Here is a 21767-nt window from a genome sequence, read left to right as displayed (position 1 = left end):
GGTGGTCTCCTGTGAGCGGCGGTGGTGGCCAGCATATAGCGCGCGCGGCGCAGGTCAAAGGCGGGACAGATCAAAAATGCCCCCTAGGCCGGCGCTGCCCTTGTCTTTACCCCAACGTCTGCAGCGCCCGCGCGAACATATCCGCATCCACGTTCCCGCCAGAAATAGTGACGATCACATCGTCGCCCTCAATCTCAGCCCCACGGAACAGTGCCGCCGCCAGCGCCACGGCACCGCCCGGCTCGGCCACGACCTTCAGCCGGTTGAAGGCATGGCCCATCGCCTGCAGCGCCTCGTCGTCGCTCACCACCAGCCCCGGCCCGACAAGCCGTTGCATGATCGGAAAGGTCAGCTCGCCCGGCGCGGGTGTGACGATGGCGTCGCAGATTGATCCCAAGGCGCTTGGGTTCTGCTCGATCTTGCCAGAGGCCAGTGACCGGGCCGCATCGTCAAAGCCTTCCGGCTCTGCCGGGCGCACGCGAAAGCCGGGGGCCTCGGCCTCCAACGCCAAGGCGATGCCCGAGGTCAGGCCACCGCCGCCGCAGCAGACGATGACTTCGGCGGAGTTGATCCCCGCCTCGGCTGCCTGCTGCGCAATCTCCAGCCCCGTGGTGCCTTGGCCCGCGATTACCTGCGGATTGTCGTAAGGTTTGATCAGCGTCAGGCCGCGTTCTTCGGCCAGTTGCGCGCCGATCTCTTCGCGGCTCTCATTCGCGCGGTCATAAAGCACCACCTCGGCCCCATAGGCGCGGGTGTTGGCTATTTTCAGGCGCGGGCTGTCTTTGGGCATGATGATCACGGCGGGGGCACCGTGCATTTTCGACGCCAGCGCCACGCCCTGCGCGTGGTTGCCGCTGGAATAGGCGATGACACCCTTCGCCCGCGCGTCAGGATCCAGCGATGACAGCGCCGACCACGCACCGCGAAACTTGAAACTGCCGGTATGTTGCAAGCACTCTGGCTTGACCCAAATGCGACGGCCCGCGATCTCATCCAGAAAGGGCGAGTTCAACAGGGGCGTGCGCCGCACATGGCCCTCTGCGCGGGCGGCGGCGGCGCGGATCATGTCGATATTCATTGCAGTTGTCCTATCCATTCGTGGAGCGCGGCCCGCGCCTCGGGTTCGTCGAGAAACGGCACATGGCCGCGATCCGGCACTTCGGCCACGATCATATCCGGCCGCCGCGCCTGCATCTGCATCAGCGTTTCGCGGCTGAGCAGGGTCGAATTGGCCCCCCGGATCGCCGCGAGCGGCATGCCCTGAAGCGCGTCGAAAAACGGCCAGAGGTCGGGCGTCGGCTGCCCTGCTGTGGCGATGGCATCGCGCAGATGCGGGTCATAGGTGATTTTCAGCCCGTCGTCGGTGGCTGTGTAATGGCGCTGCACCTCTTCCAGCCAACGGCCTTCCGGCACGCCGCGAAATTCGGGGAAGGCACGGGCCATGGCGGCGGCGGCCTCTTCATAGGTCTTGGCGGCGGGGTTGCGGCCCAGATAGCCCATGATGAACTCGACGCCCTTGGCGTCAAGCTCGGGCCCGACATCATTCAGCGCCACGCCCAGAAGGTGGTCATGGGCGATCATCGCCAGTCCCATCGCATTAAGCCCGCCGCGCGAGGTGCCGATGATGGCGACCTGCTCCAACTCCAGATGCGCCAGCAGTTCCAGCACGTCGCGGCATTCAACTGGAAGTGTGTAATTCTTCCAATTCTTGTCGAAATCCGAACGCCCTCGGCCCCGGTAATCCATGCGGATCAGGCGGTGATCGGCCAAATGTGGGGCGAGGTACTCGAAATCCGCCCCGGTTCGGGTGAGGCCAGCAAGGCAGAGGATCGGCAGGCCGGAGCCTTCGTCCGTGTAGTGAAGCGACAGCCCGTCGGAGGTGGTGAACCGTGCCATCAGAGGCCCGCCAATGCAGGGATGCCGCTGAGGTCTCGCAACTGATGCGCCGGTTTCCATGGCAGCCGGTCCACCGGATCGCCGCCCCGGTTCACCCATGCGGTCGTGAAACCATAGCCCGTCGCCGCCGCCGCGTCCCAGCCGTTGGAGGAGACGAACAGCACCTCGTCTTTGGCGCAGCCGTAGTGCTGCCCGACAAGATCATAGACCGAAGCGTGCGGTTTGAAGACACCGACACTTTCGACCGAGAGCGACACATCCAAAAGGTCACTGATTCCCGCAGATTGCACCGCCCCGTCCAGCATCGCGGGCGAGCCGTTGGATAAGATTGCGGTGTTCAGGCCGCCGTCTTTCAGCGCACGCAGCATCGCAGGAACTTCGGCAAAGGCCTGAAGCTCCCAATAAAGCGCCAACAGGCGCTCGCGCAGGGCAGGGTCGTCAGCGACGCCCATCTTCTCCAACGACCAGTCCAGACCCTCTTGGGTGACCTGCCAGAAATCGTCATGCGCCCCGGTCACGGCGCGCAGCCATGAATACTGCAACTGCTTGAGGCGCCAGTGTTCTGCCAGCTGCGGCCAAGTCTCGGCGATGGCGGCAAAGGCGGGCTCCCGCGCGGCCTCGCGGGCGGCGGCGGCCACGTCGAACAGGGTTCCGTAAGCGTCGAAAACGCAGGTTGTGATGGGCATCTGACAGGCTCTCCCTTTCCGTGTCGCGGCAGAGTGGCACGGGGGCGCAGCGGCGGAAAGGGGCGAATTCCCCAATCGGCCGGGACTGGGGGTTTACTCTCGGGATCACAATCTTCATGCTGTCGCGGAATTTGGAGCACCCGTGCAGATACGCGGCCTCCTTCCCTTTTCCCCCGACAAATTGGAGACAACAATGGCTGAGGTCAAATCCGGCGACACAGTACAGATTCACTATACCGGCACGCTGCAGGACGGCACCACATTTGATAGCTCTGAGGGTCGTGACCCGCTGGAGTTCGTTGTGGGTTCGGGTCAGATCATTCCCGGCCTCGACAGCGCGCTGCCCGGCATGACCGAAGGCGACAAGAAGGTCGTTCAGGTGCCCAGCGAAGAAGCCTACGGCCCGGTGAACCCTGAGATGCGCCAGTCTGTGCCGCGCGAAGGCATTCCGGCGGACATCCCGCTTGATCCCGGCACGCAGTTGCAGATGCAGACGCCCGAAGGTCAGGCGCTGCCCGTGACCGTGGTGGAAGTAGACGAGACCACCGTGACCCTCGACGCCAACCACCCGCTGGCAGGCAAAGACCTGCAGTTCGACATCGAACTGGTCAAAATCGCCTAAGCGATCTGACACTGCCTGCCGGGGGGATGTCTCTCCGGCGGGCCTACAAGGCGCGATGTGCGTCTTTTTCCCCTCGCACCGCAGCGCGCAGGCGCTTATGCAGGGGCCATGGATACCCCAGATACATTCGAGATTTTCCTTGTCTGCCCGCCCGGGCTTGAGGATTTGCTCTGCGCCGAGGCGCAGGAAAAAGGTTTTGTCGAAGCGCAGGCGCAGCCCGGCGGCGTGACGGTTCAGGGCGGCTGGCCCGAGGTCTGGCGCGCGAACCTAGAGCTGCGCGGCGCGGGCCGGGTGCTGGCGCGGATTGGCGGGTTTATGGCCTTCCATCTGGCGCAGTTGGACAAACGCTGCCGCAAGTTTCCCTTTGGTGACGTGCTGCGCGCCGATGTGCCGGTGAAGGTGCAGGTGACGTGCAAGGCGTCGAAGATTTACCATGCCGGGGCGGCGCAGCAGCGGGTCGAGACGGCGCTGCGCGAAAGCCATGGGATCACGGTGGATTCCGAGGCAGCACTGGTGCTCAAGGTGCGCATCCATGACAACGCGGTGCAATTCAGCCTCGATACCTCTGGCGAGGCGCTGCACAAACGCGGGCATAAAGAGGCCGTAGGCAAGGCGCCGATGCGCGAGAATATGGCGGCGCTGATGCTGCGGTCTTGCGGCTATGTGCCGGGCGAACCGGTGGTTGATCCGATGTGCGGCTCAGGGACGTTTCTGATCGAAGCGGCGGAGATCGCGGCGGGGGTGAAGCCGGGACGCAGCCGGAGCTTTGCCTTTGAGGACTTGGCGAGTTTTGATGCTGGAGCTTGGGAAGAGATGCTTAGCGGTGGGGCAGTGGCCGAACCTGCGGCGCGGTTCTACGGCTCGGATCGGGACGCAGGCGCGATCCGGATGAGCACGGCCAACGCCGAGCGTGCGGGTGTTGGTGCGTGGTGTCATTTCGCCTGCCACGGGGCAGGGGAGTTGCAGCCGCCCGAAGGCCCGCCCGGTCTGGTGATCGCGAACCCGCCTTATGGGGGGCGCATCGGGAATAAGAAGCTGCTTTATCCACTCTATGGGACGCTGGGCGAGACGCTGAAGACGCGTTTCCGCGGCTGGCGCGTGGGGTTGGTAACGTCAGAGCCGCCCTTGGCGCGGGCGACAGGGCTGCCGTGGAAGCCGCAGGGGCCGGCGATTGCGCATGGTGGGATGAAGATCTGGCTCTGGCAGACGGATGTGCTGCGGTAGAACCTACCACCTGAGCCCGGAATCAAGCCGCAGGCGCCGGGCCATCGCCTGCCCGCCCCCCGGGTAGGCGATTTGGTGAGGCTAGGCGCGACTTGGCGAAGTCACGTCACGGCTGAACCATAAAGTGGCAAGGTCCAGCCGTTGCATCGCCGACCCGCGGGCAGGCGATGGCCCTCAGTGCGTGTTTAAAGATGATCCGCCTGCGGCATCCCCAACACGTGGAACCCGCCATCGACGCGGATGATCTCGCCCGTTGTGCAAGCCCCCGCATCAGACACCAGATAGACCGCCGTGCCACCCACAGCTTCCAGCGTCGCATTGGACCGCAACGGCGCGTTCTGATCCGTGTGCTTATAGGTCTTGCGCGCGCCACCGATGGCAGCCCCCGCCAGCGTCTTCATCGGCCCCGGCGAAATCGCGTTCACACGGATGCCTTCCGGCCCCAGATCATTCGCCAGATAGCGCGTGGCACTTTCCAACGCCGCCTTGGCCACACCCATCACATTGTAATTCGGCGTCACCCGGTTCGACCCCATATAGGTCAGCGTCAACAGCGTGCCGCCGTTCTCCACCATCAGCGGATGGGCCCGGCGCGCCACGTCGATGAAGGAATAGGCCGAGATGTCCATCGAGTTCTTGAAGTTCGCCCGGCTGGTGTTCAGGAACCGCCCCGTCAACTCGGATTTGTCCGAGAAAGCAATGGCATGCACGACGAAGTCAATCGTCGGCCAGCGCGCGCCCAATTCTTCAAAGGCGCGGTCGAGCGAGGCGTCATCGGTCACATCGACATCGACCATGAAGTCCGACCCGACACTCTGCGCCAGCGGCTCAAGGCGTTTGCCAAAGGCTTCGCCCTGATAGGTGAAGGCCAGTTCGGCCCCGGCTTCGGCCATCGCCTTGGCGATGCCCCAAGCGATGGAGCGTTCGTTGGCCACACCCATGATGAGGCCGCGTTTTCCTGCAAGCAATCCTGACATAACGCGCCCTCAGCCTTTGTATTTCGACAGGATCATCGACCCATTGGTGCCACCAAAGCCGAAGGAGTTGGTCATCACGGAATCGAGCCCCGCATTGTCCACCCGCGCCAGCGCGATTTCCGACGGATCAAGCGCCGGATCGAGGTTTTGCACGTTGATCGAGCGGGCAATGAAGTCATTGTCGAGCATCAGAAGCGAGAAGATCGCCTCCAAGGCGCCCGCCGCGCCCTGCGCGTGACCGGTCATTGACTTGGTGGAACTCACCGGCGGCGTGCTGCCTTTGCCGAAGACCCGGCGCACCGCTTCGATCTCACCCACGTCGCCGACGGGGGTCGAGGTGCCGTGCGCGTTGATATAGCCGACCTTGCGGCCTTCGGGCAGGGTGTCGAGCGCCAGACGCATCGCGCGCTCGCCACCTTCACCGGAGGGTGCCACCATGTCGTGGCCGTCGCTGGTGGCGGCATAGCCGGTCACTTCGGCATAGATTTTCGCACCGCGCGCCAGCGCGTGGTCGAGGTCTTCAAGCACGAGCATACCGCCACCGCCGGAGATCACAAAACCGTCGCGGTCCGCGTCAAAAGCGCGGCTCGCTGTTTCGGGCGCGTCGTTGTACTTGGAGGACATCGCGCCCATCGCGTCAAAGAGGCACGACAGCGTCCAGTCCAACTCTTCGCCGCCGCCCGCAAACATCACGTCTTGCTTGCCCAGCATGATCTGCTCGGCCGCGTTGCCGATGCAATGCAGCGAGGTGGAGCAGGCGGAGGTGATGGAATAGTTAATGCCTTTGATCTTGAAAGCGGTCGAAAGGTTCGCGCTGACTGTCGAGGACATGCACTTCGGCACGGCAAACGGCCCGATGCGCTTGGTGGCCCCAGTATCTTTCACGATGTTATGCGCGGCGAACATGGCGGAGGTCGATGGCCCGCCTGAGCCTGCCACCAGACCCGTGCGCGGGTTGCTGATTTGATCTTCACTCAGCCCGGCATCCTTGATCGCCTGATCCATCGCCACATAGGCATAACCTGCGCCCGGACCCATGAAGCGCAGGGTGCGCTTGTCGATGTGATCGGCCAGATTGATCTTGAGCGTCCCGGCCACGCGGCTGCGGAACCCGTGTTCGGCCATCTCCGGGCTTGCTTCGATCCCGGAGGTGCCGTCCTTCAGCGCGGCAAGCACTTCTTCGGCGTTGTTTCCGATGGATGAGACAATTCCCAACCCTGTGACGACGACGCGGCGCATGGGCAGCACTCCTTTGTTTTATCAGCCCCGGTGTATGACAGCACGGCGGGACGGCGCAAGCGGTTTGCCAAAACCACCTGCGCAGAAGTTGCCGGTCAAGGTTCTGTGATGGAACGCGCAAGGGATGGGCGGTGTTTGCCCAGCGAGACATAGAGGAGAACAGAATGCCCGAGATCAAGACGGTAAACCCCGCCACCGAAGAGGTACTGAAAACCTACAACGTCATGTCAGAAGCCGAGGCGATCCGCGCGGTCGAAGCCACGCATGAGGCCTTTAAGGATTGGCGCAAGCTCTCCCATACTGAACGCGCCCCCTATCTGAAAAAGATTGCGGAAAAGCTGCGCGAGAATAAAGAGGAACTGGCCGAGTTGATGACCCGCGAGGTGGGTAAGCTTTATCAAGACAGCCTTGACGAAGTTGACCTCTGCGCCGCGATCTTCGACTGGACCGCCGATGCGGGCCCGGAAAAGCTCAAGGACGAGACCCGCGAGTTGATGGATGGCAAGAAAAACGGCGTGGTGACCTATCAGCCGATTGGCGTGATCTATTCGGTCCAGCCTTGGAACTTCCCCTTTTACCAGCCGGTTCGCGTTCTGGCGGCAAACCTGATGGCAGGCAATGGTAACGTCCTGAAACATGCCCAGATTTGTACCGGCAGCGCGCTGCGTCTCAAAGAAATTTGCGAAGAGGCGGGCCTGCCGAAAGACCTGTTTAACGTCGTCATCATCGACCATGACACCAGCGACAAGCTGATTGCGCATGATGTGGTGCGCGGCGTGACCATGACAGGCTCTGACAAAGCGGGCAGCCACATTGGGTCGCTGGCGGCAAAGCATCTCAAGAAATCGGTGCTGGAGCTGGGCTCGAATGATGCCTTTATTGTGTTGGATGACGCGGATATCGACACGGCGGTGAAATTCTCTGCTGCTGGCCGGATTTACAACAATGGCCAGACCTGCATCTCGGCGAAACGCTTTATCGTGACTGACAAAAATTACGATGCCTTCGTGAAAGCCTTTGTCGAGCAGATGAAATCGATCGAGATGGGCGACCCGATGGACAAAAGCACCGGCCTTGGCCCGTTGTCGAGCCAAGAGCAGTTTGAGACGGTGCGCGATCAGGTCAAAGAAAGCGTCGAGAAGGGCTGCGAACTGCTTTGCGGGGGCGAAGTGCCTGACCGTACTGGTGCCTATTATCCTTCGACCGTTTTGGGCAATGTGAAGCCCGGCTCGCCTGCCTATGACGATGAAATCTTTGGCCCCGTTGCCTCGGTGATCCGTGCCAAGGATGACGAAGATGCGATGCGCATTGCCAATGACAGCCGCTATGGTCTTGGCGGCGGTATCTTCTCGAAAGACGAAGACCGCGCGTTGGAGTTGGCCCGAGCCGAGTTTGACACCGGGATGATCCGGATCAACGGTTTTGGTTTGGCGGATCCGAATATGCCCTTCGGCGGGGTCAAGAACTCCGGTTATGGACGGGAACATGGCGGTTTTGGCATGAGCGAATTTGTCAACGCCAAGGCGATTTTTCTGCCGTCCTAAGCAGCACAGACCACCAAACAACTGAGGGGCGGCCTTGGCTCGCCCCTTCATTTTTTTTCACAGCGAACAAAGAGGTTTAACATGTCACATACTGTTCTCGTCGCCGGTGCCACCGGCAAGACCGGGCGGCTCTTGGTCGCTGAATTGCAAGACCGCGGCGCCACTCCGATTGCGCTGGTCCGCGATGGCTCTGACACATCGGTGCTGCCTGAAGGCACTCAGACCCGCAAAGGCGATCTGACCAACCTGCAGGACGGCGTCTGTGCGGGTGTGGATGTGGTTATCTTTGCGGCCGGCTCAGGCGGCAGTACTGGGCCGGAAATGACCGAGAAGGTCGACCGTGAAGGCGCGAAGCGCTTGGTTGATCTGGCCAAGGAAGCTGGCGTCGATCGTTTTGTGATGCTGAGTTCAATCGGCGCGGATAATCCGCCAGAAGACAATGAGATTGCGCATTATCTCAAGGCCAAACAGGCGGCGGACCAACATCTAGAGGCTTCCGGGTTAACTTATGTGATCCTGCGTCCCGTGGCCTTGACCGATGACCGCAAGACGGATGCGGTGAAGCTGGGCGATGATGTCGACCAAAGCGCCAAGGCGCACCGCGCCGACGTCGCCGCCGTGCTGGCCGAGGCTGCTGTTTCGGGCCGCCATGACGGCAAGGCGATGGACATGCAAACCGCCTGATATTTTGGCGTCATTCAATCAAAAAGGGGGCCGCGTGCCCCCTTTTTTCGTCTCAATGTCAGCAAGCTCAGCTTTCGCTCAGCGCGACCTTCATGTCTTTCACCTGATAGATCACCTCGCCATCGGCTTCGACGATGCCATCGGCCACGCCCATGGTCAGGCGGCGGGTCTGGATCGCCTTGGTGAAATCAATCTTGTAGGTCAGCATCTTGCGGTCGGGGCGTACCATGCCGGTGAGCTTCACTTCGCCCACGCCAAGCGCATAGCCGCGGCCCTGCCAGCCACGCCAGCCGAGGTTGAAACCGGTCAACTGCCAAAGACCGTCAAGGCCCAGACAGCCGGGCATGATCGGGTTGCCGGGGAAGTGACATTCGAAAAACCACAGGTCGGGCGTGATGTCGAATTCGGCGGTGATATGGCCCTTGCCATGGGCACCACCGTCGGCCGAGACATCGGTGATCCGGTCCATCATGAGCATCGGCGGGGCGGGAAGCTGTGCGTTGCCGGGGCCGAAAAGCTCACCGCGGGCGCATTTCAGCAGATCTTCCTTGTCGAAACTCGTGGGGTAGTCGGCCATCCTGCGGCTCTCCTGCTGCTCTGTTATAACACCGGCCCCGTTTAGCACCGCGTCACCGCGTGCTGCAAGGGCCGCGCAAGGGCGGCTGTGACGATTGGCGCGAGGTTTTCAATTGAAAACCGGGGATTTCATCCTTTATATGGCTCTGAAAGGCAGGGAACTGATGTCCGAACAGGAACAAGAGGTCGGAACGCGCTGGCTGGCTCAGGCCGGGCTGCGCCCTACGCGCCAACGTGTCACGCTGGCGAGCCTTCTGGTGGGCGATGGCCAAGATCGCCACGTTACCGCTGAAAGCCTGTTTGAGGCCGCAAAGGGGCAGGGCGAGGCTGTGTCGCTGGCCACGGTCTACAACACGCTGCGCGCCTTTTGTGATGCGGGGCTGTTACAGGAAGTGACCGTTGATGGCTCCAAAAGCTATTTCGACACCAACACCCACGACCACCCGCATTTTTTCTGGGAAGACGACAGCAAGCTGACCGACGCGCCGTCAGAGCAATTGGTGATCGCCCAGCTTCCCGATGCGCCCGATGGGGCCGAGATTGCCTCGGTCGATGTGGTGATCCGCCTGCGCCGGAAATCCTGAACGGGCGGGGCACGCCCCGCCGCGTGAAAGATCAGCCGCGTTTGCGCAGCACCAGAAATGTCATCATGCCCATGGGCGGCAAGGCACGTTCGTCTTCGACCTGCAGCGCGTCTTGTTGCAACACGGTTTCCATCTCGAAATCCGAATGCCAGCCAAGCGTATTGGCGAAAGGGGCGGAGACCTTCTCTAGGAAACCGAGTACGCCTGTCGTGCGCATGAAGTGGTTTGCGATCACCACCTGACCGCCTGGCTTTAACACGCGGGCAATCTCTTCCATGACACGTTCCGGCTCGGGCACGACCGAAAGGACATGCATGGCGGCGATGGTGTCAAAGCTGGCGTCGGGGAAATCGAGGTCGCGGGCATCCATTTGGCGCAGGTCGGCTACGTGCTTTAGCCCCTCGCGAGTGACCCGCTGACGGGCTTTGGCGAGCATCTCGTCACTAAAATCAATGCCGGTGATCGATAGATGCGGCGCGTAGTGGGGCAGGGAGAGGCCCGTGCCAACGCCGACTTCCAGCACCGAGCCCGCGCCCTTGTTGATATGGGCGACCACATGACGGCGACCACCGCTGGTCAGCGCGCCAAAGGTTTTGTCATAGATCGGCGCCCAGCGGGCATACGAAGTCTCGACCGCCTTGATATCCATCTTAAATCCTTTTGGTTTTATTCGTTTTCTTCGCCCGCAATAGGCCCCAGATCACCATGCCGATATAGGCCACACAGAGCACGACGAGCGTGGTCCATGCGTAGGTCGCGAGGGCGGCGGCGAAAATTGCCACGCCTACCAGCAGGTATTTCACATGCCGCCGCGAGATTTTGGTGGTCTTGAATGACCATGTCGGAATGCGGCTGATCATTAGAAAGCCGATCAGCACCATATGCGCGGCAATCATCCAATCCGGTACGATGGGCCGGTTGTGAAAGGCAAAAGAGGCGGTCATCGGCAGCAGCACCAACAAGGCACCGGCAGGTGAGGGGATGCCCGTAAAGAACGAGCCGCTTTCGCCCACCGCGTCGCCGTTCTTGGCCTTTTCGGCTTCGGCTTTGTCGTTCACGTTAAACCGCGCCAGTCGCACCACGCAGCAGACCGCATAGACCAGCACGGAAATCCACGCCGCGCTGCGCATGTCTTGCAACGCCCAGAAATAGAGGATCAGCGGCGGGGCCACCCCGAAGTTCAGAAAATCGGCCAGTGAATCCAGTTCCGCGCCCATCGGGCTGGAAGAACGCAAAAGCCGCGCGAGCCGTCCGTCCAACCCATCGAGCACACAGGCCAGCAGGATCAATTGCACCGCCAGCACATAGTTGCCCTGCACCCCAAATCGGATCGCCGAAAGCCCTGCGCAAATCGCGGTGATCGTCAGCGCATTGGGCAGGAGTTGGATCAGCGCAAGGTCTGCGCCGGTCTTTTCAGAAGGGGGGCGCATGGAGGCTTTCCTAAAGTGGGGCGGTGTCGATCACCGGTTGTTTCAACTCGGCCAGCACGGTTTCCCCGGCGACCATGGTCTGCCCAATGCGCACCATCGGGTCGACGCCTTCGGGCAAATAGACATCTAGCCGGGAGCCGAAGCGGATCAAGCCAAAGCGTTCACCGGTTTCCAGCCCGTCGCCGGATTTGACGAAGCAAACGATACGCCGCGCCACAAGGCCCGCAATCTGCACCACGGCCAGATCGCGCCCGTCGTCCATACGGATACACAGGCTGTTACGCTCATTATCGGCGCTGGCCTTGTCGAGCGAGGCGTTGAAGAACTTGCCCGGGCGGTAGGCCACGGCCTGCACCTTGCCTGCAACGGGGGCGCGGTTGATGTGGCAGTTGAACACGCTCATGAAGACGCTGACGCGGGTCAGCGGCACATCCGGCATGCCCAGTTCGGCGGGTGGCACGGCAGGTTCAATGAGCGAGACGATGCCGTCGGCGGGGCTGACGATCAGATCGGGCCTATCCGGCGTGACGCGCTCTGGGTCGCGGAAAAAGTAGTAGCACCAGATGGTGAGACCGACGCCGATCCAGCCCAGCACCTCTTCGATGGCGAAGAGTACCAGTGTGACGGCGGCGAAGATCGCCACGAATTTGATGCCCTCGCGGTGCATCGGCTTGATGAATGTATCGAGCATGTTGACGGACATCGGACCCTCCCGTTCAGGCTGTCTTCCGTCATAGGTGCATGGCGGGTGAGTGCAAGGAGGTTTTGATCTTGGGGGCGGCATCGGCGGGTCGGTGCAGGGATCATGCTGAGGGTGTCGCCCTCCGGGGGAGGGAGAGCGATGCCCGGTGTGCCACCGGGCGGGACAGTTCGAATAGGTCGCGGCTCCAATCGGCGCCTTTAGAACCGGCGGGTCCCGCTCAAAACCACTGCCCCGGCTCCATCAGCCCTAAATCCATTAGCTGCCGGGAATGCCACTCGAACGGCTCGGAATTCTGCCACTGGAATGTCGGAATACCATAGCGGCTGCCCGGATTGCTCTTCAGTGCCTTCGCCGTGCGGAAAGAGCAGACCGCCGCGGTGACATTGTGATGCCACGCGCAGGCGTAGGTATTGTATTCCTCGTTGTTGAACGTGTGATCGTCGCGCAGCAGCAGCCCCGGTTTGGCGCGAAACAGGGGGATGCGGTCGATCTTGCGGCTCTGCGGTGGCACATGTTCCTCAAACCGCCAACGCAGCCCGCCAAAGAAATCAAGCTGCCGTTCCTTGGGATGCCCCTGCCGCGATGGATCCTTGCGCGCCAGCGCGTAATAGCCCGACCGGTCCAGATGCGCCTGATCGAGTGAGACGGCATCGGGATGCCTTTGGAGGTCCAGCGCATAGAGGTCGACCACATAGGCCAGCATGGCATCGCGCCGCTCCTCTCCGTGAAAGGCCAGCAATTCCTTGACGTTGCGCGTCTCGCTGAAGGGGTGGAACAGATATTCGGCGTTGTAGCAGTAATAAAGCCATTGCCCCGGCACTGCGGCAATCATGCGGTTCACCGCCGCCTCCAGCGCGGCTTCGGCGGTGGTGTCATAGTCCACCCGCAGCACGCTGTCCTGTAAGTCGCGGGGCAGGTCAAAAGCGGGGGGCATCAGCGCCACCACACTGTCAAAGCCCGCTTGCTGGTGGTGGCGCAGGGTGGTGTCGACCTCGACCTCATCCTCGACCAAGATCATGGCGATGGGGCCTGCCTCCAGCGCCGGGCGGGCCTCTTTGATAAGATGATCTAGATCGCGATACCGCATAGGCCCCCGCTGGTATTTCCGTGCCGCAAGGTCGGTCAATTCCGGGTCCATTGCAAGACGCGGCCACCGCTGTTAGACGACGCCATCTGCCCGAAATCCGTCAAAACCCTTGGATGCCCGCCATGACACAACCGAAAAAGCTGTTCATCAAGACCTATGGTTGCCAGATGAACGTCTATGACAGCGAACGCATGGCCGAAAGCCTTGGCGGTCAGGGCTATGTCACGACCGACCGGGCCGATGATGCGGATATGATCCTGCTCAACACCTGCCACATCCGCGAAAAGGCCGCAGAGAAGGTCTATTCCGAACTGGGCCGCCTGAAGCCGTTGAAAGACGCGCGCCCCGATCTGAAGATCGGCGTGGCGGGCTGCGTGGCACAGGCCGAGGGCGAAGAGATCATGCGCCGCCAGCCGGCTGTCGATCTGGTGGTCGGCCCGCAAAGCTACCACCGTTTGCCAGAGATGGAGGCGAAGGTGCAGAGCGGGCAGAGCGCGCTCGACACCGATTTCCCGGCAGAAGACAAATTCGACCACCTCAAGGGCCGCCCCAAGATGAAGCGCGCGCCTGCGGCCTTCCTCACCGTGCAAGAGGGCTGCGACAAGTTCTGCGCCTTCTGCGTGGTACCCTATACGCGGGGGGCCGAAGTCTCTCGCCCCGCCGAGAAGGTGCTGGAAGAAGCCCGCGATCTGGTCGAGCGCGGCGTGCGCGAAGTCACCCTGCTGGGCCAGAACGTAAACGCTTACCACGGCGGCATGACGCTGGCCGGTCTGATCCGCGCACTCGCCAAGGTCGATGGGCTGGAGCGTATCCGCTACACTACCAGCCACCCCAACGACATGGGCGACGATCTGATTGCGGCGCACGGTGAGGTGCCTGAGTTGATGCCTTACCTGCACCTGCCAGTGCAGTCGGGCAGTGATCACATCCTGAAACGGATGAACCGCAGCCACACCGCCGAGAGCTATCTGAAGCTGCTCGAACGCATCCGCGAGGCGCGGCCTGATATTGTGCTGTCAGGCGATTTCATCGTCGGCTTCCCCGAGGAAAGCGATGCCGACTTTGAGGCCACGATGGAGCTCGTCCGGCAGGTGCGCTACGGCTATGCCTATTCGTTCAAATATTCCACCCGCCCCGGCACCCCGGCGGCCGAACGCCCGCTGGTCGATGCATCCGTGGCCGACGATCGCTTGCAGCGCCTGCAAGGGTTAATCACCCAGCACCAACAAGAGATCCAGCAGTCGATGGTGGGCCGCGAGGTGTCGGTTCTGGTTGAGAAGAAGGGCCGTTTGCCCGGTCAGATGCTTGGCAAGTCAGAGTATCTGCACGCGGTTCATATCGAGAACTGCACGGCGCAGATCGGTGACATTCAGCGCGTAAGGGTGACCGAAGCCAAGACAAACTCTTTGGCGGCTGTCTTGGTCTAACGGGCCGCGACTAGGGCCGTTGCGGGTGCGCGTTGCCGCGCACCCTAAGCTTGTCAGTAGTTGTGCTTGCGATGCGAAGCGGCATCCGCAAAGATCCGTTTCATCGTCGCTTTCAGCCCCTCAGGGTTGCCCACCAGCGTGTGATCCCGGCAGACACGCTCGGCCACAGCATGGGCGGTGGAGAAGTCATAGCCGACGGCCACGAGGCTATCCACGAAGACCGAGTTTGGCCGGTCCCAGATCACATCATTCCACGGGCCACGGTAGCAGCTGACGTGGATCACATTGCCCGTTGGGTGCGCCTTGCCTTGGTTGTGGTAGGCGTATTTCACACCCCCGGCAAAAGCGGGCATGGCAAGCAGGCCAGTGACGGCGGTGGCGAGTAGCATTTTCATCATGAGTTGGTCCCCCAGTTATCATTGCAGCAATCAAGATCGGCAAAGCCGCGCGAAGTCCCACCCTCGCGATCCGATGGATAGAGGTTTAGGTCTAAAGGTGCGTATTTCAAGAAGATTCGAAGGCACTGTCAGGGGGTTGAGAACAATCTCAAGGGCTTGCGGGGGATTGTCGCCAGGGCATAGGCAATAGGGTAATTTCAGCCGTTCCGGCGAACAAAGAATGGCTGCCGCCGTCACTGGTTTCACCGTTATTGCGCGAAGGATTCGTTGTAATCGGTCAAGGCTCGGCCACAAAATGTTGATTTCACAGCTTCACAGCAGGGCAGTTTTTACCTAACCTAACCCTATACTAACAAGGCGCGGGTCCGGGGAGGGGTCGCATTTGCCAAAAATAAGAACCAATATTTAGAATAGGACAAAAGCTGTGGGACCCACTATTTCCAAAGCACTGCGCGCCATGGCCAGCCTGACGATGGCGGCGGCGCTGACTGTGGCCAGCACGTCGGCCGATGCGCAGACACCCTCGCAACAGGGCCGTGACAAGGGCGTCTACACGCCGACCATCTGGGTCGATCCCGATGGCTGTGAACATTGGGTCATGGATGACGGGGCCGAGGGTTATATGACCCCGCATACGACCCGTCAGGGCATCCCGGTATGCCGCCGTGGCGATGTCTGCGGTGTGATGGAGGCGGACCAGTTCTTTGCCACCGACAAATACAACATCTCGGCCCAGGGTCGCGCGCGTCTGGCGAATTTCTTCCAGTCGACCGGCGCGGTGTCCTACATCATCACCGGCCATACCGACAGCCGTGCCTCGGATGCCTATAACATGCGTCTGTCCTACAACCGCGCAAACTCGGTGGCGCGTGTCGCCAACCAAGTCGGGGCCAAGATCGCTGATGTGCGTGGCTATGGTGAACGGATGCCTGCCGTGCCGAACAATTCCGCTGCGAACATGGCCAAAAACCGCCGTGTCGAAATTATCTGCATTCGCTGAAGGGACTGTAAAAGTGATTAAGACGAAACTTCTCATGGTCACCGCCTGTGCCGTCGGCCTGTCGGCCTGTACCGATTACGAAGGCGGTCTGGGCCGGGGGTATCCTTCGGACAAGACCGTTGACCGCGGCATCGACACAAAGCACCTCAGCACCCTTCAAGCGGGCATCTGGGTTGATCCAAACGGCTGCGACCACTGGATCATCGATGACGGGGTCGAGGGCTATCTCTCGGCGCGGCTTGATAAATTCGGCAAGCCGGTCTGCTCGGGCGTGGCGCCGCCGACACATACCGCGGGCCACTTCAAGGGTGGCTCCAAGATCAAAGACCCGAACTGACCTTGGCGGGCCATATCAAACACACCGGGCCGGAGCGCGTTGCGCTTCGGCCCTTTTTGTCGCTACGGGTTGGTAAATCCTGCTCGCCTGACTATCTCACCAATTAGTGCTTCACAAAGGATACGCGCATTGCCTTCAACTGATCTGATGACACCGGAAACCGCGGCCGAACGGGTGGTGGAGTTTCCCGATAACCGCCTTTTGATCGACCTCTGCGGCGCCTATGACGCGCATCTGGCTGCCATCGAGAAATCGCTCGAGGTGCAGATCATCCGGCGCGGCAATCACCTGCAGATCTTGGGTGAGGGCGAGGCCGTCGAGAAAGCAGAAAGCCTGCTCAACGCGCTTTATGTGCGGCTGGAAAGCGGGCGCTCGGTTGAGCCTGCGGATGTGGACGGAATGTTGCGCATGGGCAATTCCAGCGCGGGCACTGGCGTGCGTCAGGGCGATCAGTTGGAAATGCCGATGGGCGACGCGATTGAAATCCAGACCCGCAAGAAACGGGTAGAGCCGCGCACCGATGCGCAGAAGGCTTACGTGCAATCGCTGTTCGACAATGAACTGGCCTTTGGCATCGGTCCTGCGGGTACCGGCAAGACCTATCTGGCCGTAGCCGTGGGCGTGTCGATGTTCATCGGTGGCCATGTGGATCGGATCATCCTGTCCCGTCCTGCGGTCGAAGCGGGAGAGAAGCTGGGCTATCTGCCGGGTGATATGAAGGACAAGGTCGATCCTTACATGCAGCCGCTCTATGATGCGCTGAACGACTTCCTGCCGGGTAAACAATTGGCCAAGCTGCTGGAAGAAAAGCGCATCGAGATCGCGCCGCTGGCCTTTATGCGGGGGCGGACGCTGTCGAACGCCTTCGTCGTGCTGGATGAGGCGCAAAACGCCACGTCGATGCAGATGAAGATGTTCCTGACACGTCTTGGGCAAAACTCCCGCATGGTGATCACCGGCGACCGCACCCAGATCGACCTGCCGCGTGGCGTGCAGTCTGGGCTTCAGGATGCCGAACGGCTGCTCAAGACGATCCCGAGTATTAGCTTCAACTACTTCACCTCCAAGGACGTTGTGCGCCACCCGCTGGTTGCGGCGATTATCGAGGCTTATGAGGCGGATAGCGGTGCCGCTTGACGTAATGCTTGAAGATTTCGATATCGTGATTGAGGACGACCGCTGGGAGGCGGTCGACCTTGAGCCGCTGGCGCATGCTGCCGCGCAAGCCACGCTTGGGCATCTGGGGCTGGACGCGGAAACCGCTGAGATGACCCTGCTGGCCTGTGATGACACACGTATCGCCGCGCTGAACGAAGACTTTCGTGGCAAGGCGCGTGCCACTAATGTGCTGAGCTGGCCCGCAGAAGAGCGGGGTGCCGCCGCACCGGGCGGCGATCCGCTGCCCGCCATCCCCGGCATTGACGGAATGCTCGAACTGGGCGACATCGCTTTGGCCTATGAGACTTGCGCCGCCGAAGCCGAAGCGGCGGGCAAGCCTTTGGCCGCACATGTAACCCATCTTACCGTGCATGGGCTATTGCATCTTCTGGGCTATGACCATGAAAATGACCCCGACGCGACGTTGATGGAAGGGTTAGAGCGCGAAATACTTGGCAAAATGGGTTATGATGACCCATATAAGGAAAATGGGCCTTAAGGGGCTTTGCAACACAGACGGGACCCAATGGGCGATACAGACGGATCATCTGACGCGGCGCAGAGCGCGCTTGCGGATGAAGATAGACATGAGCTGCCGGACGATAGCGCAATGCGCACCGGCAATTTCTTTTCTCGGGTGTTCGAGGCGCTAAGCCCATCGGACAGCGAAGATGACACCCCAGAGGCATCGGCAGAGGCCGAGCGGCCCACGGGTCACGGCATGATCAATCTGCGCCGGATGCGGGTCGATGATGTGGCGGTGCCCAAGGCGGATATCACCGCCGTGCCGGTCAGCGCCACGCTGGATGAGCTGGTGGCGGTGTTTAAGGAAAGCGGGATGACCCGCTTGCCGGTTTACGACGGCACGCTGGACACGCCCGTCGGCATGGTCCACCTGAAAGACCTTGCGCTGAACCACGGTTTTAACGGCAAAAACACCAAGTTCGATTTGCGCGCCATGCTACGCCCCTTAGTCTATGTGCCGCCGTCCATGACCATCGGCGTGCTGCTGACCAAGATGCAGGCCGAGCGGCGGCATATGGCCTTGGTGATCGATGAATATGGCGGTGTTGATGGGCTGGTCACCATTGAAGACCTGATCGAACAGGTCATAGGCGAGATCGAAGACGAACATGACGTTGATGAGGGCACCTACTGGACGGTCGAAAAGCCTGGCACCTATCTGGCGCTCGCCAAGACCCCGCTGGGCGATTTTGAGGCTGAGATTGGCCATTCGTTGACCGACCATGAGACGGTGGATGAAGAAGAGATCGACACCCTCGGTGGGCTGGTCTTCATGCTGTCGGGTCGTGTTCCCGCGCGGGGCGAGGTTGTCTTGCACCCTGACGGCCCTGAGTTTGAGGTGATCGACGCCGACCCGCGCCGCATCAAAAGGTTACGGGTCCGCACCCAAGGGGCCGGGGGATGATGCAACGGCTGGCGATGCGGGGCCGGATGTTGCTGGCTCCGATCGCCGGCGCCATCGCAGCCTTCGGGCAAGCGCCCTATGAACTGCCGCTTTTGCTTTTTGCCGGGCTGGTGGCGGCGTTTTGGCTGTACCGTGCGCGATCTGGCGGCCCGTTTCGCGCGGCGCTGTTGGGTTGGGGCTTTGGCTTTGGCTATTTCCTGCACGCGCTGCAATGGATCGTGTCGCCCTTCTTGGTCGATGTGGCCCGCCACGGCTGGATGGCGCCCTTTGCGCTGATCCTGCTGGCGGCGGGCATGGCGCTGTTTTGGGGGCTGGCATTCGGTCTGGCCCGCTGGATTGCACCACGGCGCGGGCTGGCCTTGGCGCTGGCTTGGGCGGCGGTGGAACTGCTGCGCGCCTATATTTTCACCGGTTTCCCATGGGCCATGCCCGCGCAGGCGCTGGTCGGCGTGATGGCCGGGCAGGGGTTGGCTTGGGTCGGCCCCTATGCGCTGAACCTCTGGCTCTTTGCCATCGCCGCGATCATGCTGCTGCGCGGCCCTTTGGCGCTGCGATTGGGGCAGGGGACGCTGGCGCTGTCGACCGTTCTGCTCTTGCTGCTGCCACCACAAGCGCCGCCAGCGGTATTGACCGATCAGGTGGTGCGCCTGGTCCAGCCCAATGCGACCCAGCGGGAAAAGTGGAACGCGGACAAATTCGAATTCTTTTTCACACGGCAACTCGACTACACCGCCGCCGCGCCAAAAGACGAGAGCCTAGCGCCTGATCTGGTAATCTGGCCCGAAACTGCGATCCCTTGGGCGCTGGATATGGCGGGCAGTGCGCTGGCCGAGATTGGAGCCGCCTCTGACGTGCCGGTGGCTCTGGGCGTGCAGCGCCGGTCGAACATGCGCTATTACAATTCGCTGGTGGTGCTGGATGCCGATGGAGCGGTCGGACAGGTCTATGACAAACACCATCTCGTGCCCTTTGGCGAATATATGCCGCTGGGCGATCTGATGGCGCGTTTCGGGATCCACGGGCTCGCCGCGCAGGAGGGCAACGGCTTTTCCAGCGGGCCGGGCGCGCAGCTTTTGGATATGGGGCCGCTCGGCGCGGCATTGCCGCTGATCTGCTATGAGGCCGTCTTTGCCCATGACGTGAACGCCGCCCCGGCGCGGCCCGCGTTTTTGATGCAGGTCACCAACGATGCGTGGTTCGGCAAGGCCGCAGGCCCGCGCCAGCACCTTGCCCAAGCGCGGATGCGGGCAATTGAGCAGGGGCTGCCGATGGCCCGTGCGGCCAACACTGGGATCTCGGCGATGATCGACCCGCAGGGGCGTGTAACCGCATCGCTGGCGCTGAACACCGAAGGGTTCATCGACGCGCCACTGCCCGCGCCCTTGCCGCCCACACTCTATAGCCGGAGCGGAGATTTGCCGCTTTCTGTGCTCTTGGCGCTGTGCCTTGCGGGGCTTGCCGTGGCCCGCCGCCGCAGCCCCGGGAATGCCGATTGACCATCCACCAGCGGTTGTCTAAGCCATTGGCAGAGCACCACAACGGCTTCCTGACGTGGTGCGTAATTTTTATTGGAGCACTACATGTCCCGTCAGAACTACACTTTCACTTCGGAATCCGTTTCCGAGGGGCACCCGGATAAGGTCTGCGACCGGATTTCCGATGCGATCCTCGACGCTTTCATCAGCGAGGAACCCGAAGCACGGGTCGCCGCCGAGACCTTTGCCACCACCAACCGCGTCGTGATTGGCGGTGAGGTCGGTCTGGCCAATAAGGCCAAGCTTGACGAATATCTGGCCGGTGTCGAAGACATCGCCCGCGCCTGCATCAAAGACATCGGCTATGAGCAGGATGAGTTCCACCACGCGACATGTGAGATCACCAACCTGCTGCACCCTCAATCCGCCCATATCGCCCAAGGCGTTGATGCGTCGGGTGAAAAGGAAGAGGGCGCAGGCGATCAAGGCATCATGTTCGGTTTCGCCACCGACGAGACGCCCGAGCTGATGCCCGCGCCGATCCATTACGCCCATGCGGTGCTGCGGCGTCTGGCCGAAGTGCGCAAGGACGGCACCGAGCCCACCCTGCGGCCCGACGCCAAAAGCCAGCTTTCGGTGCGCTATGAAAACGGCAAACCAGTGGGGGTCAGCTCCATCGTGCTCTCGACCCAGCATGAGAGCGAACGCCAGACCAGCGCCGATATCCGCGATATCGTTGAGCCTTACATCCGCGAAGTGCTGCCCGAGGGCTGGATCGACGATGACACCGTCTGGCACGTGAACCCCACGGGCGTTTTCGTCATCGGCGGGCCGGATGGCGACGCGGGCCTGACGGGCCGCAAGATCATCGTGGACACCTATGGCGGGGCCGCTCCGCATGGCGGCGGTGCGTTCTCGGGCAAGGATCCGACCAAGGTTGACCGCTCAGCCGCTTATGTCGCGCGCTATTTGGCCAAGAACGTTGTAGCAGCGGGGATGGCCAAGAAATGCACCATCCAGCTTAGCTATGCGATTGGCGTCAGCGAGCCGCTGTCGATCTATTGCGACACCCATGGCACCGGCGATGTGCATGACGCGGCGATTGAAAAGGCGATCCGCCAGATCATCGACCTGACCCCGCGCGGCATTCGCGAGCATCTGCAGTTGAACAAGCCGATCTACCAGCGCACGGCGGCCTATGGTCACTTTGGCCGCGCGCCGGATGCGGATGGCGGTTTCAGCTGGGAGCGTCGCGATCTGGTCGAGCAGCTTAAGGCGGCAGTATAGCGAT

At 61.6% G+C, this 21767-nt stretch carries 24 protein-coding genes and 1 riboswitch; of the genes, 13 read left to right on the top strand and 11 right to left on the bottom strand.

Features of this window, described 5'->3' with window-relative positions; genetic code table 11:
• Positions 1-106: 106 nt before the first annotated feature.
• From T8A63_RS13205 to T8A63_RS13195, 3 genes are read right to left on the bottom strand one after another with little or no spacing between them, the layout of a single operon-like run.
• The gene (locus T8A63_RS13205; protein WP_322344064.1) at positions 107-1078 is read right to left on the bottom strand and encodes a threonine/serine dehydratase; all 972 of its coding nucleotides are present in this window, start codon (positions 1076-1078) and stop codon (positions 107-109) included.
• Complete coding sequence (locus tag T8A63_RS13200) at positions 1075-1896, bottom strand: alpha/beta hydrolase (RefSeq protein ID WP_322344063.1); 822 nt, start codon at positions 1894-1896, stop codon at positions 1075-1077. The genes T8A63_RS13205 and T8A63_RS13200 overlap by 4 nt, the downstream gene beginning before the upstream one ends.
• Entirely contained in the window at positions 1896-2582 is a 687-nt protein-coding gene (locus tag T8A63_RS13195; RefSeq protein ID WP_243265162.1) for a haloacid dehalogenase type II, read from the bottom strand. Before T8A63_RS13195 ends, T8A63_RS13200 begins: the two co-directional genes overlap by 1 nt.
• Positions 2583-2775: 193 nt before the next feature.
• On the opposite strand from T8A63_RS13195, the gene T8A63_RS13190 reads away from it, so the two are divergent.
• Together T8A63_RS13190 and T8A63_RS13185 are read left to right on the top strand one after the other, a co-directional pair.
• Positions 2776-3204 carry an FKBP-type peptidyl-prolyl cis-trans isomerase gene (locus T8A63_RS13190; RefSeq protein ID WP_120350568.1) on the top strand — a complete coding sequence of 143 codons (429 nt, stop codon included), beginning with the start codon at positions 2776-2778 and terminating at the stop codon, positions 3202-3204.
• A gap of 108 nt (positions 3205-3312) precedes the next feature.
• Positions 3313-4428 (top strand): class I SAM-dependent RNA methyltransferase, encoded by a 1116-nt coding sequence (locus T8A63_RS13185; protein WP_322344062.1) that lies wholly within the window; start codon positions 3313-3315, stop codon positions 4426-4428.
• 185 nt (positions 4429-4613) lie between these two features.
• Here T8A63_RS13185 and T8A63_RS13180 read toward each other — a convergent pair whose 3' ends face one another.
• On the bottom strand, positions 4614-5405 hold the full coding sequence (locus tag T8A63_RS13180) for an enoyl-ACP reductase (RefSeq protein ID WP_322344061.1): 792 nt from the start codon (positions 5403-5405) through the stop codon (positions 4614-4616).
• A gap of 9 nt (positions 5406-5414) precedes the next feature.
• Positions 5415-6644, bottom strand: coding sequence for a beta-ketoacyl-ACP synthase I (fabB, locus tag T8A63_RS13175; protein ID WP_322344060.1), 1230 nt, complete (start codon positions 6642-6644; stop codon positions 5415-5417).
• 164 nt (positions 6645-6808) lie between these two features.
• On the opposite strand from fabB, the gene T8A63_RS13170 reads away from it, so the two are divergent.
• The gene (locus T8A63_RS13170; RefSeq protein WP_322344059.1) at positions 6809-8188 is read left to right on the top strand and encodes an NAD-dependent succinate-semialdehyde dehydrogenase; all 1380 of its coding nucleotides are present in this window, start codon (positions 6809-6811) and stop codon (positions 8186-8188) included.
• A gap of 81 nt (positions 8189-8269) precedes the next feature.
• On the top strand, positions 8270-8872 hold the full coding sequence (locus T8A63_RS13165) for an SDR family oxidoreductase (protein ID WP_322344058.1): 603 nt from the start codon (positions 8270-8272) through the stop codon (positions 8870-8872).
• A gap of 67 nt (positions 8873-8939) precedes the next feature.
• Here the strand turns inward: T8A63_RS13165 and fabA are convergent, their stop codons facing one another.
• Entirely contained in the window at positions 8940-9449 is a 510-nt protein-coding gene (gene fabA, locus T8A63_RS13160) for a bifunctional 3-hydroxydecanoyl-ACP dehydratase/trans-2-decenoyl-ACP isomerase (RefSeq protein WP_067261401.1), read from the bottom strand.
• 163 nt (positions 9450-9612) lie between these two features.
• Between fabA and irrA the strand changes: the two genes are divergently transcribed.
• A complete protein-coding gene (gene irrA, locus T8A63_RS13155) occupies positions 9613-10032 on the top strand; it encodes an iron response transcriptional regulator IrrA (protein WP_120350574.1) in 420 nt (139 codons plus the stop codon).
• Positions 10033-10063: 31 nt separating this feature from the next.
• Here the strand turns inward: irrA and T8A63_RS13150 are convergent, their stop codons facing one another.
• The 4 genes from T8A63_RS13150 to T8A63_RS13135 all read right to left on the bottom strand — a co-directional run bounded on the left by T8A63_RS13150 (position 10064) and on the right by T8A63_RS13135 (position 13252).
• A complete protein-coding gene (locus T8A63_RS13150; protein WP_067627313.1) occupies positions 10064-10681 on the bottom strand; it encodes a class I SAM-dependent methyltransferase in 618 nt (205 codons plus the stop codon).
• Between the two features lies 1 nt (position 10682).
• Positions 10683-11462 carry a CDP-diacylglycerol--serine O-phosphatidyltransferase gene (gene pssA / locus T8A63_RS13145; protein ID WP_067627311.1) on the bottom strand — a complete coding sequence of 260 codons (780 nt, stop codon included), beginning with the start codon at positions 11460-11462 and terminating at the stop codon, positions 10683-10685.
• A gap of 10 nt (positions 11463-11472) precedes the next feature.
• Positions 11473-12165, bottom strand: coding sequence for a phosphatidylserine decarboxylase (locus T8A63_RS13140; protein WP_300055189.1), 693 nt, complete (start codon positions 12163-12165; stop codon positions 11473-11475).
• Positions 12166-12382: 217 nt separating this feature from the next.
• Entirely contained in the window at positions 12383-13252 is an 870-nt protein-coding gene (locus T8A63_RS13135; protein ID WP_322345728.1) for a hypothetical protein, read from the bottom strand.
• 122 nt (positions 13253-13374) lie between these two features.
• Between T8A63_RS13135 and miaB the strand changes: the two genes are divergently transcribed.
• Positions 13375-14679: a tRNA (N6-isopentenyl adenosine(37)-C2)-methylthiotransferase MiaB gene (miaB, locus tag T8A63_RS13130; RefSeq protein ID WP_322344057.1), complete on the top strand. Its 1305-nt coding sequence runs from the start codon at positions 13375-13377 to the stop codon at positions 14677-14679.
• 53 nt (positions 14680-14732) lie between these two features.
• On the opposite strand, the gene T8A63_RS13125 is transcribed toward miaB, so the two are convergent.
• Positions 14733-15077 (bottom strand): hypothetical protein, encoded by a 345-nt coding sequence (locus T8A63_RS13125; protein WP_067627307.1) that lies wholly within the window; start codon positions 15075-15077, stop codon positions 14733-14735.
• A gap of 457 nt (positions 15078-15534) precedes the next feature.
• Between T8A63_RS13125 and T8A63_RS13120 the strand changes: the two genes are divergently transcribed.
• The 7 genes from T8A63_RS13120 (at position 15535) to metK (ending at position 21763) form a co-directional block, all read left to right on the top strand.
• The gene (locus T8A63_RS13120) at positions 15535-16077 is read left to right on the top strand and encodes an OmpA family protein (protein ID WP_386283763.1); all 543 of its coding nucleotides are present in this window, start codon (positions 15535-15537) and stop codon (positions 16075-16077) included.
• Between the two features lie 34 nt (positions 16078-16111).
• Positions 16112-16414: a hypothetical protein gene (locus T8A63_RS13115; RefSeq protein ID WP_386283760.1), complete on the top strand. Its 303-nt coding sequence runs from the start codon at positions 16112-16114 to the stop codon at positions 16412-16414.
• Positions 16415-16561: 147 nt separating this feature from the next.
• Complete coding sequence (locus tag T8A63_RS13110; RefSeq protein WP_067627305.1) at positions 16562-17551, top strand: PhoH family protein; 990 nt, start codon at positions 16562-16564, stop codon at positions 17549-17551.
• Positions 17526-18071: an rRNA maturation RNase YbeY gene (gene ybeY / locus T8A63_RS13105; protein WP_322344056.1), complete on the top strand. Its 546-nt coding sequence runs from the start codon at positions 17526-17528 to the stop codon at positions 18069-18071. Before T8A63_RS13110 ends, ybeY begins: the two co-directional genes overlap by 26 nt.
• Before the next feature lie 27 nt (positions 18072-18098).
• On the top strand, positions 18099-19001 hold the full coding sequence (locus T8A63_RS13100; RefSeq protein WP_243261077.1) for a hemolysin family protein: 903 nt from the start codon (positions 18099-18101) through the stop codon (positions 18999-19001).
• Positions 18998-20497, top strand: a complete 1500-nt coding sequence (gene lnt / locus T8A63_RS13095) for an apolipoprotein N-acyltransferase (protein WP_322344055.1) — start codon at positions 18998-19000, stop codon at positions 20495-20497. Before T8A63_RS13100 ends, lnt begins: the two co-directional genes overlap by 4 nt.
• Positions 20498-20528: 31 nt before the next feature.
• A riboswitch (SAM-SAH riboswitch) is annotated at positions 20529-20577 on the top strand.
• Between the two features lie 4 nt (positions 20578-20581).
• On the top strand, positions 20582-21763 hold the full coding sequence (gene metK, locus T8A63_RS13090) for a methionine adenosyltransferase (RefSeq protein WP_132445761.1): 1182 nt from the start codon (positions 20582-20584) through the stop codon (positions 21761-21763).
• The last annotated feature ends 4 nt before the right edge of the window (positions 21764-21767 follow it).

Origin of the sequence: Sulfitobacter sp. OXR-159 (assembly GCF_034377145.1) — a bacterium.
Classification (GTDB): domain Bacteria; phylum Pseudomonadota; class Alphaproteobacteria; order Rhodobacterales; family Rhodobacteraceae; genus Sulfitobacter.
Note: the sequence above shows the minus strand (reverse complement) of the source record. Positions and strands in the feature narration are given on the sequence as shown.